Source organism: Bordetella sp. (assembly GCF_057362025.1).
On record NZ_JBMQQZ010000092.1, the window covers coordinates 1 to 11,353 of the forward strand.

The window sequence follows — 11,353 nt, forward strand, 5'->3', positions numbered from 1 at the left end:
CCGCTTCCTTCAGGCGCTGAAGGGCGAGCTTGTCGCTCTTCAGGTCCATGTTTTCCTTCTTCTTGAACTCGTCCGCCAGGTATTCGACGATCGCGCCGTCAAAGTCCTCGCCGCCCAGGAAGGTATCGCCGTTGGTGGACAGCACCTCGAACTGCTTTTCACCGTCGACGTCGGCGATCTCGATAATGGAGATATCGAACGTGCCGCCGCCCAGGTCATACACCGCGATCTTGCGGTCGCCCTTTTCGGCCTTGTCCAGACCGAAGGCCAGCGCGGCCGCGGTCGGTTCGTTGATGATGCGCTTGACTTCCAGACCGGCGATGCGGCCGGCGTCCTTGGTCGCCTGGCGCTGGCTGTCGTTGAAGTACGCCGGCACCGTGATCACGGCTTCGGTGACTTCCTCGCCCAGGTAGTCCTCGGCGGTCTTTTTCATTTTGCGCAGCACTTCGGCCGACACCTGCGGAGGCGCCAGCTTCTTGCCATGCGCTTCGACCCAGGCATCGCCGTTGTCGGCCTTGGAAATCTTGTAGGGCATCAGGTTGATGTCCTTCTGGACTTCCTTTTCGTCGAACTTGCGGCCGATCAGGCGCTTGACGGCGTACAGGGTGTTCTTGGGGTTGGTCACGGCCTGGCGCTTGGCAGGCGCGCCCACCAGGGTCTCGCCGTCGTCCATGTACGCGATGATGGAAGGCGTCGTGCGGGCACCTTCGGCGTTTTCGATAATGCGGACCTGGCCACCGTCCATCACAGCTACGCAGCTGTTGGTCGTACCCAGGTCGATGCCGATGATCTTGCTCATGATGGATTACCTTGAATTAGGTCGGTTCTAGGATTGGTAAAAAACTCGGTTAGCGAATAAGTGGGGCTGCCGCCAGGGTTTTCAAGCGTGGAATTCACCGCTTTTCCGCTTGCAGCCGTCCAATGGCCGCGGAAAACTCCGGCAAGCCCGGCCACCCCGTAATCCGGCCCAGCCGCTTGCCGGACCGGTACATCACAAAAGTGGGGACGCCATGCAGCGAAAACCGCCGGCCCAGTGCCACGTCGGCATAAACATCCGCCTGGAACCAGGTCAGGCCCAGATCCCGCAATGCATCCTGATGCAGCAGGGCGGCTTGCTTGAAGCGATTGCAGTTGTAGCAATCGGTGCCCCACAGGAATACGCAGCGCAGGTCATCGCCCGGCGCCTGGACGACCTCCCGGTCGAATCCGTCGCTGTCGACGGGGCGCATGGCGAAGACCTGGAACACCTGGCCGGGATCGAAAGCCTGGGCGGCGGTCACGACGCGCTCCGTCAGCCCTGCTGTCCCGCCGACACCACGACCAGGGCCGGCCGCAGCACGCGGTCGACGATCAGATAACCCTTCTGCAGGGTCTGGACCACGGTATTGGCGGGCTGGTCGGACGGCACCGACGAGATGGCCTGGTGCTGATGCGGGTCGAACTTGTCGCCGGCCACAGGGGCGATCTCCATCAGCCGGTTGCGCTCGAAGGCGGAGACCAGTTGCTTGAGCGTGGCTTCCACGCCTTCACGCAGGAACTGGACAGTCTGGTCCTGCTGCGCGAGCGCCGCCTCGAGGCTGTCCTTCACGGGCACCAGGCTTTCGGCGAATGACTCGATGCCGAACTTGTGCGCCTTGGAGACATCCTCCTGCGCGCGGCGGCGGATGTTCTCCGCGTCGGCGCGTGTGCGCAACAGCTGGTCGTAGTGCTCGGCGGCCTTGGCCTGGGCCGCTTCCAATTCAGCGCGCAGGGCCGACAGCAAATCCTGCTGCCCATCCGCGCCGTTCGCGGGCGTTGCGTCCGCCGCCGGCGACTCGTGGTCGGGCCTTTTCTCGGCAGGCTCGTTCTGTGCCGTCATGGATACATCCTCCGGGTGACAAATAACGTTTGCCATCCACTATGGGGGCCGATGCCCCCATTTCAAGGCGGGTTAAAGGGAAACGCCCGCCTGGCGCCCAAATAATTGAAATTATTCGTGTTTTTAAACAGTGCTGGGCCAGCCCTGCAGATTGCGCTGCACCAGGTCGGTCAGGGCGCGGATCCATGCCTCGTCGTCGTTGACGGCCGGGATATACCGCAGGCGCTTGCCGCCGGCGGCCAGAAACGCATCGCGGGCCTCGACCTGGATCTCTTCGAGGGTTTCCAGGCAGTCCGCCAGGAAGCCGGGGCAGACCACGTCGACCTCCGTCACGCCGTCCTGGGCCAGACCGATCAACGTGGGCGCGGTGTAGGGCTCCAGCCAGCGGGCCGAGCCGAAGCGGCTTTGGAAGGTGACCAGCGCCTGTTCCGGCATCATCCCCAGGCGTTCGCGCAGCAGGCGGCCGGTACGCAGGCAATCCTGATAATAAGGATCGCCCAGCTCCACCGAATAGCGCGGCAGGCCATGAAAGCTCATGACGAGCTTCTGCGGCCGGCCATGCTCGCGCCAGTAGTCCTCGATGCGACCCACCACCGCCTGCAGGTATCCGGGATCATCGTGGAAACGCTTGACGAAGCGCAGCTCCGGCTGATCGCGCAGGCGGGCCGCATGCCGGGCCACCGCGTCCACGGCAGTCGCCGTGGTGCTGGCGGCGTATTGGGGGTACATGGGCACGGCCAGGATGCGCTCGCAGCCGCGCCGGCGCAGATCGTCGATCGCATTGGCCACCGATGGCGACCCGTAGCGCATGCCCAGCGCCACTTCCGCCTGGATACCCCGCGCCGCCAGTTGCCGCCCCAGTCCTTCGGCCTGCCGGCGGCTGTAGACCATCAAGGGCGAGCCGCCGTCCATCCAGATGCCACGATAGCGCGGCACCAGTTTCTTCGGGCGCAGGGTCAGGATCAGGCCATTCAGGATGGGCCACCACAGGTAGCGCGGGATTTCGATCACGCGCGGATCGGCCAGGAATTCGCCCAGGTAGCGTCGGATTTCCTTTGCCGTGGGCGCCTCCGGCGTGCCCAGATTGATCAGCAGCACGCCGGTCTTGCCGGGCCCGGCATGGGCCTGCTCCGAAAACGGATCGGCCTGCTCGGGTTCCGGCAGGAAACGCTCGGGCCAAAGATACTTGAACGCACGCAGGAACACGCGGATACCTCGCCAGCCATGCCGTCCCCCGCAGGGACCGCCGGTTTATTTGTGGTTATGACTCAGGGCGTTGGACAGCAGGCGCGCCGTAATATCAACGATGGGAATAACGCGCTCGTAGGACATGCGGGTGGGACCGATCACGCCCAGCGTGCCGACCACCTTGCCGTCGACGCCATAGGGCGCCGTGATGACGGAAACTTCCTCCAGCGGCATCAGTTGCGAATCGCCGCCGATATAGATCTGCACACCCTGCGCGCGGCTGGAGACATCCAGCAGCTGCAGCAGGTCGGTTTTCTTCTCGAAAAGCGCGAACATCTTGCGCAGCCGGTCCATGTCCGAGGCGATGTCCGTCACGTCGAGGAGCTTGCGTTCGCCCGAGATCACCACCGCATCGCCATCCTCGACGGCCTCGGTGCCGGCCTCTACCGCCGCCTGCATCAGGCGCGAAATGTCGTCGCGCAGTTGCGCAAGCTCGGTAGCCAGCGTGCGCCGCACCGCATCGAAGGACTTGCCGGCGAAATGGACGTTGAAGAAGTTCGCGGCCTCCAGCAGTTCGTGTTCGGCGTAGTCGCGTTGCACGAACAGGATACGGTTCTGCACGTCGCCATCGGGGGTAACGATGATCAGCAGGACGCGCTGGTCGGAGAGCCGGATGAATTCGATTTGCCGGAACACCTGGGCCCGCTTGGGCGTCAGCACCACCCCCGCGAACTGCGTCAGGTTGGACAGCAGCGCCGCCGCCGCGTTGACCGCACGGGCGGGTTCGGCCGCCGGCAGGCTTTCGCGGATATGTTCCGGCTGGATGTCGTAGCTGCGCACCGCGAGCAGGGAATCGACGAACAGGCGGTAGCCACGCGGCGTGGGGATGCGTCCCGATGACGTATGCGGGCTATGGATGAGGCCGGAGTCTTCCAGATCCGCCATCACATTCCGTATCGTGGCGGGCGACAGGTCGAACACCTTGGAAAGGGTGCGCGATCCGACCGGCTGGCCGTCGGCGATATAGCGTTCAATCAACGCCTTGAGCAGTGCGCGTGCGCGGTCGTCCATGTCGCTATTTTATGGAATCTTTTTTACAACGGTGCCAATTTTGTCCCGCAAAGGCAAATATGGCCCCATATAATCGTTGAATCCTAGCCTAAACCCACCCCGGAAGCTCGCCTCCAGCATGCATTTCCCCACCGTCGCCCTCATCGGCAGGTACCAGGACACCGGCCTGGATGCGCCGCTACGCGCCTTGGCCCAGATGTTGACCGAGGAAGGCCGTGGCGTGCTTATCGAACGCGACACCTCCCACAATACAGGACTGGCGGAATTTCCCGTCGCCGGCATCGACGAGATCGGCCAGAGCGCCAGCCTGGCCGTGGTCATGGGCGGCGACGGTACCATGCTGGGCGCGGCCCGCTACCTGGCGCCCTACGGCGTGCCGCTGATCGGCGTCAACCATGGCCGCCTCGGCTTCATCACCGACATCCCCCTGCATGACGCCAAGAACGCCCTGGCGCGCGTCCTGGAAGGCAATTTCGAGGCCGAAGACCGCATGCTGCTGGAAGGCAGCATCTGGCGCGGCGACACCCAGATGTTCAATGCCTCGGCGGTGAACGACGTGGTGCTCAACCGGGCGGGCCGCGGCGGCATGATCGAAGTCCGTGTCGAACTGGATGGCGTATTCATGTATACCCAGCGGGCGGACGGCCTGATCGTGGCGACGCCGACCGGCTCCACCGCCTATGCGTTGTCGTCCAACGGCCCCATCCTGCATCCCGGCCTGCAAGCCATGGTGCTCGTACCCGTCGCCCCGCAAACGCTGTCGAACCGCCCCATTGTCATTCCGGACAACGGCGAACTGACCATGACGCTGACCGGCATGGGCCGCGTCGAACACGGCGCCTCCTGCCATTTCGACATGCAGACCTGGTCGGACCTGCAGCCGGGCGACCGCATCGTCGTGCGGCGGGCGCCGCACACCATCCGCTTTCTGCACCCGGAAGGCTATAACTTCTTCACCACCCTGCGCCGCAAGCTCCACTGGAACCTGATGCCGCAGGCCACGGACAGCGGAGAATGACGCTGCCATGCTGCGCACGCTGCATATCCGGGATTTCGTCATCGTTGAAAAAGCCGACATCCATTTCGGTGCCGGTTTCACCGTCTTTTCCGGCGAAACCGGCGCCGGCAAGTCCATCCTGATCGACGCGCTGGCGCTTACCCTCGGCGAACGCGCCGATGCATCCGTCCTGCGCGAAGGCGCGGCGCGCGCGGATGTCAGCGCGGTCTTCGACACGCCAGCCCATCTGCGCGAGTGGCTGGCCGAACGCGAAATCGATGCGGAAGAAGAACTCGTCCTGCGCCGCGTGGTCGACCCGCAAGGCCGCAGCCGCGCATTCATCAACGGCGTGCCGGCCACCATGGCGCAGTTGCGCGAATTGGGCGACAGCCTGGTGGACATCCATGGCCAGCATGCGCATCAAAGCCTGATGCGGCCGGACGCCCAACGCGACCTGCTGGACGCCCAGGGTGGCCATGGCGAACTGCGCCAGACGGTCGCGCAGGCCTGGAAGCGCTGGCGCCAGCTTGCCAGGCAGTTGGAAAGCGTGGAACGCGACAGCGTCTCGCTGGAGGCGGACCGCGAGCGCCTGCAATGGCAGCTCGACGAACTGGACAAGCTCGATCCCCATCCCGGTGAATGGGAAACCCTGCAGACCGAACACACCCGCCTCGCGCATGCGCAATCCCTGCTGGATGGCGCGTCGCGCACCCTTCAGGCGCTGGACGGTGACGACGAATCGGCGCACAACCGCGTGGTCTCGGCGGTTCATGTGCTGGAGCAACTGCGCCGCCACGACCCTGCCCTGGCTGGCGTGTGCGAAGAACTGGAATCCGCCCGCATCGCCATTGCCGAGGCCGTCTCGGACCTGAACAACTATGTCAGCCGGGTCGAACTGGATCCCGCCAGGCTGGCGCAGGCCGAGCAAAGACTGGGCGCGGTTTTCGAACTGGCGCGCAAATTCAAGACAGAGCCGGAAACCCTGCCCGCCCTGCGCGAATCGTTGCGCGGCCAATTGGCGGAGATGTCCGCGGCGGCCGACATCGATGCACTGCGTGCGCAGACCGAAGCGGCGCAGGCCGACTACGCCAAGGCGGCCGGCAAACTGTCGGTGGCCCGCCGCAAAGCGGCCAAGGAGCTCGGCAAGATCGTGACGGAAGCCATGCAGACGCTGGCCATGCAAGGCGGTCGCTTTGAAGTATCGGTCGAAAAAGCGGCGGCCGCGTCGGCGCAGGGCGACGACGCGGTGGAATTCCTGGTAGCCGGCCACGCCGGCACCACGCCCCGCCCGCTGGCCAAAGTGGCGTCCGGCGGCGAACTTTCCCGCATTTCCCTGGCCCTGTCCGTGATCGCCAGCCGTGCCGCGCGCGTGCCGACGCTGATCTTCGACGAGGTCGACAGCGGGGTGGGCGGCGCCGTGGCGGAAGTCGTCGGCCGCCTGCTGGGGGAACTCGGCCAACGTCACCAGGTGCTTTGCGTGACCCACCTGCCCCAGGTGGCGGCGCGCGGTGGCGCGCACTATCAGGTAAGCAAGGCGGAGAAAGCCGGCACCACGCATTCGCGCATCGTGGAGCTCGATGCCGATGCACGCGTGGAAGAGATTGCGCGCATGTTGGGCGGGATCAAGATCACGGCCACCACGCGGCAGCACGCCCGCGAAATGCTGGGCGCCTGATGAAGGCCGGGGTGGACTCGGGGCGCCCCCTGGTCGGGCACGAGGCGGCCGGCAGGGCCCCGCGGGCCACTACCGGCCCCGCAAGGCCCGGGGGCCGTCAAGGCTAGCGCCGACTGCCGCAGTCGCCGCAGGTGCCGTACAGTACCATCGCGTGGCTTTCCAGCAGGAAGCCGTTGTCCTTGGCGATTTTGTGCTGGCGCTTTTCGATATCGATGTCGTTGAATTCAACGACCTTGCCGCAGTTCGTGCAGATGAGGTGATCGTGATGATCCCCATCGTTCAGTTCGAAAACGGCCTTGCCGCTGTCGAACTGGCTGCGCGCCAGGATACCCGCCTGCTCGAACTGCGTGAGCACGCGATAGACCGTGGCCAGCCCGATTTCGACGTTTTCGCCGATCAGGGCGCGGTAAACGTCTTCCGCGCTAAGATGGCGCTGCTCCGCTTTGCGGAAAATGTCCAGGATCTTCAGGCGCGGAAAGGTGGCCTTCAAACCCATGGTCTTGAGGTCGCTTTGATCGGTCATGGTCCAGTAGAGAGAGTTCCGCGCCGTCGACCCGGCGGGAACCTGGGCGGCGTAGCCGCCGACCCGATTCCCCTGCGCTTTCGCGCCCTGTCGCCTACGCCACGCGGAATGACTTGATAAACCTTTATGATAACGGTTTTGCCAGTATCCATTACGGGGAACCCCGAGTGTCCAGAATCGTACGATCCACATCCCGCTGCCTGAGGGCGGCCATCGCCGCTACGGCGATCGCTGCCGCTCTCGCGGGATGCTCCTCCGGCAAATGGGGTTTTCCGTATATTGCGCCGGTCCAGCAAGGCAACTGGATCACCAGTGAACAGGTCGCCCTGCTGCGCCCCGGCATGACACGCGAACAGGTGCGCTTCGCCCTGGGCAGCCCCACGCTGACCAGCGTGCTCCACGGCGACCGCTGGGATTACCCCTACTACTTCAAGCCGGGCTACGGTCCCAGCCAGGAACGCAAGTTCACCGTTTTCTTCGAGAACGACAAGCTCACCCGCTGGGAGGGCGACAAACAGCCGGACGTCCAGCCCTTCCAGCTGGCGAACGAGCAGGCCACGCAGGCCAAGGCCCCCGGCAATGGCGGCGCCGCGCCGCAGAATCCGGCTCCGGCCAGCACGGGGCCTGTCGCCCCTGCCGGTGGCGGGCTGCCCGTGGGGGTTACCTCGTCCGGCAACAGCCCCGCGGCCGCCAGCTCGTCTGGCAATACGCCGGCCCAGGCTTCGCCCGCCGGGTCCGCACCCGCGGGCACGTCCCGCACCACGCAGCCCGGGACGCCTGCCGGGGCGGCGCAGTAGGCCGCGGCCGCTGCCCACGCAGCCGGCGGAACCAACGCCAATGCCGGCGGATTCCGGCAGATGCACGTAACGCGATAACTCACCAACGACAAGGAATTTCCATGCGCATCGCCATTGCCGGCGCAGGCGGCCGGATGGGCCGCATGCTGATAGAAGCGGTCCTGGAACACCCCGACATGACGCTGGCTGTCGCCCTCGATCGCGCGGGCAGCAGCCATATCGGCGAGGATGCCGGCGCATTCCTGGGACGCAATACAGGGGTCGCCATCACCGACGATATCGAAGCCCTGGCCGGTGCCGATTGCCTGATCGATTTCACGCGCCCCGAAGGCACGCTGCGACACCTCGACGCCTGCGTGCGGCATGGGGTCAAGGCCGTCATCGGCACCACCGGCTTCGATGACGCGGGTCGGGCCGCCATCGCGCAGGCCGCGCAACGCATCGCCATCGTATTCGCGCCGAACATGAGCGTAGGCATGAACGCCACGCTGCGCCTGCTGGAGGTCGCCGCGCGCATCCTGAATTCCGGCTACGACGTGGAGGTCTTCGAGGCGCACCACAACAAAAAAGTCGATGCGCCCTCGGGCACCGCACTGAAGATGGGCGAAACCGTCGCGAAGGCCTGGGGCGTGGACTTGCCGGATGTGGCCACCTGGACGCGCCATGGCGAAACCGGCGTGCGCGAGCCGGGCACCATCGGCTTTTCCGTGGTACGCGGCGGCGACATCGTGGGCGACCACACCGTCTACTTCTGCGGCATCGGCGAGCGCATCGAGATTACGCACCGCAGCAGCAGTCGCTCCACCTATGCACAGGGCAGCCTGCGGGCGGCCGCCTTCCTGCGCGACAAAACGCAGGGATTGTTCGACATGCAAGGCGTGCTGGGCCTGTAGCGCGATCGCGGCGGGTAGCCGCGACCTTGCCGGCACCGCCACGCCAGGCCGCGGCGGATCAAGGACGCACGGGCTCCGGTTCCAGCTCGACGCCATAACGCGCGTTGACGTCGGCCCGAATGGCATCGGCCAGTGCCATGATGTCCGCCGCGCGGGCCCCGCCCCGGTTGACCAGTACCAACGCCTGGCGGTCGTGTACGCCGGCGGCGCCCAGCCTGCGCCCTTTCCATCCGCATTGGTCGATCAGCCATCCGGCCGCCAGCTTGCAACGTCCGTCCGCCTGGGGATAAGCCACCACGCCGGGAAAGCGCTGACGCAAGGCGGCATACCGATCGGCACTGACGATAGGGTTCTTGAAGAAGCTGCCCGCGTTGCCGATTACGGCAGGATCCGGCAATTTTTCCCGACGTATCGCGCAGACGGCATCGAAAACCGCACGGGCGGAAACCCCCGCGCCATTCGCCGGCGGGGCTGACCGGTCGGCCCCGCTGCCCAGCGCAGGATGCCGTTGCAGATCCGGATAGTCCAGCACCGGTCGCCACGGCCGGGGCAGCGCGAAGCGCACGGCGACGATCGCCCAACGGCCCGGGGCGTCATGCTTGAACCGGCTGTCCCGATAGGCGAAGCGGCAATCCCGCGCCGACAGCTCCGCCATCTCGCCGCGCTCGATATCCCAGGCACTCAGGCCCAGGAAGCGCTGGTCCAGTTCGACGCCGTACGCGCCTATGTTCTGCACCGGCGCGGCACCCACGGTGCCCGGTATCAACGCCAGGTTTTCCAGGCCGTCCCAGCCGTGGCGCAGGCAATGCGCCACGAACCCATGCCAGTTTTCGCCGCCCCCGGCTTCGACGATCCAGGCGTCGGGCCGTGTGTCCAGCAGCCTGATGCCGGGGATCGCCATATGCGCGACCAAGCCCGCCATGACCGAAGGCAGGACGACATTGCTGCCGCCACCCAGCACGAACACACGCCCATGGCGCCGCGCCAGCGCCGACAAAGCAGGAAGCTGGCGTAGGGATTCAATGCGCACGTAGGCCTCGGCCGAACAAGCCAGGCCCAGGGTGTTCAAGGCCGTGAGGTCCGCCGCAATCGGCTTGAGCGTGTCCGTATCGGTGGATGACGCCGACGGGTTTGACATTACGTTTGGCAGCCTGATATAGTTTCGTTCTTGACTGATTTTACGCGATGCCGGTGTGCATCGAATGAGATCAGTCGCAAGACAAAACGCGGGAATAGCTCAGTTGGTAGAGCGCAACCTTGCCAAGGTTGAGGTCGCGAGTTCGAGACTCGTTTCCCGCTCCAGAATTCGATCGGCAGGGTTCCATCAAGGTTCAGGAATAACTGCCATCAGCGCCAAAAAAGGCCGCAGCAAGAAAGGAGCGAAATCGCGAGATTCGCTCCTTTTGTCATTCCGCGCTTTTTTCATTCCGCTCTCCTTCGTCCCGCCCTTCCTCGTCCGTCCTTTTTGGTTCCAGCATCCGGCAGGCGTCACCTCGATCCGCCCGCGTCCCGGTGCCGGCATTGCCGGCAGATCGCTCCCTCGCCAGGCAAGAATGGGGCACCCCGGCGCGCTGCCGAGAGCGGCCCCGCGCCCGCCGGGCGCGGCGAACGGCTCTTACGGCTGCAGCTCAATCTCCCACCGCACCCAGTCGCCCCGATAGATCACGTTCGCGTAATAGAGAATCAAACCTTTCTTGTCCAAAAATACGCGCGTCACATTGACCACCGGACTGCCGGCCCGGATGCGCAACAGGCGCGCGGTCTCGGTATCCGCCGAGCCGATGGACATCGTCTGGTGGGCCCGGTCTATCCGCACCGACTTCATCTCCATCAGCGTCGGAATCACCGCGCGTGAGCGGAATTCCTGCGGCGCCCGCTGGAAGATTTCCTGCAGCAGGTACAAAGCGATGACCGCGTAGGGCTGCCCTTCGGTGAAGTGCTGGCGGCGCATGAAGACGTAGCTCTCGCCGAGTTTTCCCACATCGGGGGTAGCGGGCGGTTTGCCATGGGACTCATCGAAGGTCAGCATTTCGGCGCTGGTGGACTCGTACATCGCCGCAAGCGACTGCAGCGAGGTCTTCATCACCACGGTGTTCGGACTTTCCGTCGCCCTTGCCACCACCGTGCCCAGCCCGCGCTTCGGCACCAGCAGGCCTTCCTTGGTCAGCAGCTGCACGGCCTGCCGCACCGTGATGCGCGCGACCTGGAATTCGGCCGCGAGCGCTTCCAGCGTCGGGATGCAAGTACCCGCGGGCCACTCCCGCTTGCCGATGCGTTCGCGCAATATGTCCGCTACCTGCAGATAAAGCGGTACGGGGCTGTCCGGGTTGAGGTTTGACATGGAGACGACT

General features: G+C 65.1%; 12 protein-coding genes and 1 tRNA gene. 5 read left to right on the plus strand and 8 right to left on the minus strand.

The window, feature by feature from the left end; all coding sequences use genetic code 11:
• The 5 genes from ACO1P8_RS20180 to hrcA all read right to left on the minus strand — a co-directional run.
• On the minus strand, positions 1-799 hold a 799-nt coding region (locus ACO1P8_RS20180), incomplete at its 3' end, for an Hsp70 family protein (RefSeq protein WP_486297657.1).
• 94 nt (positions 800-893) lie between these two features.
• Positions 894-1,229, minus strand: a complete 336-nt coding sequence (locus tag ACO1P8_RS20185) for a thioredoxin family protein (protein WP_486297724.1) — start codon at positions 1,227-1,229, stop codon at positions 894-896.
• A 62-nt stretch (positions 1,230-1,291) separates the two neighbouring features.
• The gene (grpE, locus tag ACO1P8_RS20190; protein ID WP_486297658.1) at positions 1,292-1,858 is read right to left on the minus strand and encodes a nucleotide exchange factor GrpE; all 567 of its coding nucleotides are present in this window, start codon (positions 1,856-1,858) and stop codon (positions 1,292-1,294) included.
• A gap of 123 nt (positions 1,859-1,981) precedes the next feature.
• Positions 1,982-3,064: a ferrochelatase gene (gene hemH, locus ACO1P8_RS20195; RefSeq protein ID WP_486297659.1), complete on the minus strand. Its 1,083-nt coding sequence runs from the start codon at positions 3,062-3,064 to the stop codon at positions 1,982-1,984.
• 45 nt (positions 3,065-3,109) lie between these two features.
• A complete protein-coding gene (hrcA, locus tag ACO1P8_RS20200; protein WP_486297660.1) occupies positions 3,110-4,117 on the minus strand; it encodes a heat-inducible transcriptional repressor HrcA in 1,008 nt (335 codons plus the stop codon).
• A gap of 118 nt (positions 4,118-4,235) precedes the next feature.
• On the opposite strand from hrcA, the gene ACO1P8_RS20205 reads away from it, so the two are divergent.
• Positions 4,236-5,135 (plus strand): NAD kinase, encoded by a 900-nt coding sequence (locus tag ACO1P8_RS20205; RefSeq protein ID WP_486297661.1) that lies wholly within the window; start codon positions 4,236-4,238, stop codon positions 5,133-5,135.
• A gap of 7 nt (positions 5,136-5,142) precedes the next feature.
• Positions 5,143-6,789: a DNA repair protein RecN gene (gene recN, locus ACO1P8_RS20210; protein ID WP_486297662.1), complete on the plus strand. Its 1,647-nt coding sequence runs from the start codon at positions 5,143-5,145 to the stop codon at positions 6,787-6,789.
• A gap of 103 nt (positions 6,790-6,892) precedes the next feature.
• Here recN and fur read toward each other — a convergent pair whose 3' ends face one another.
• Entirely contained in the window at positions 6,893-7,312 is a 420-nt protein-coding gene (gene fur / locus ACO1P8_RS20215) for a ferric iron uptake transcriptional regulator (RefSeq protein ID WP_094840687.1), read from the minus strand.
• Positions 7,313-7,524: 212 nt separating this feature from the next.
• Here fur and ACO1P8_RS20220 point away from each other — a divergent pair, with 212 nt between their 5' ends.
• Positions 7,525-8,109, plus strand: a complete 585-nt coding sequence (locus ACO1P8_RS20220; protein ID WP_486297725.1) for an outer membrane protein assembly factor BamE — start codon at positions 7,525-7,527, stop codon at positions 8,107-8,109.
• Between the two features lie 101 nt (positions 8,110-8,210).
• A complete protein-coding gene (gene dapB, locus ACO1P8_RS20225; protein ID WP_486297663.1) occupies positions 8,211-9,002 on the plus strand; it encodes a 4-hydroxy-tetrahydrodipicolinate reductase in 792 nt (263 codons plus the stop codon).
• 58 nt (positions 9,003-9,060) lie between these two features.
• Here the strand turns inward: dapB and murB are convergent, their stop codons facing one another.
• Positions 9,061-10,140: a UDP-N-acetylmuramate dehydrogenase gene (murB, locus tag ACO1P8_RS20230; protein WP_486297664.1), complete on the minus strand. Its 1,080-nt coding sequence runs from the start codon at positions 10,138-10,140 to the stop codon at positions 9,061-9,063.
• A gap of 88 nt (positions 10,141-10,228) precedes the next feature.
• On the opposite strand from murB, the gene ACO1P8_RS20235 reads away from it, so the two are divergent.
• Positions 10,229-10,304: transfer RNA gene (locus ACO1P8_RS20235), tRNA-Gly, on the plus strand.
• A gap of 313 nt (positions 10,305-10,617) precedes the next feature.
• On the opposite strand, the gene ACO1P8_RS20240 is transcribed toward ACO1P8_RS20235, so the two are convergent.
• Positions 10,618-11,343: a GntR family transcriptional regulator gene (locus ACO1P8_RS20240; RefSeq protein WP_486297665.1), complete on the minus strand. Its 726-nt coding sequence runs from the start codon at positions 11,341-11,343 to the stop codon at positions 10,618-10,620.
• Between the last annotated feature and the right edge of the window lie 10 nt (positions 11,344-11,353).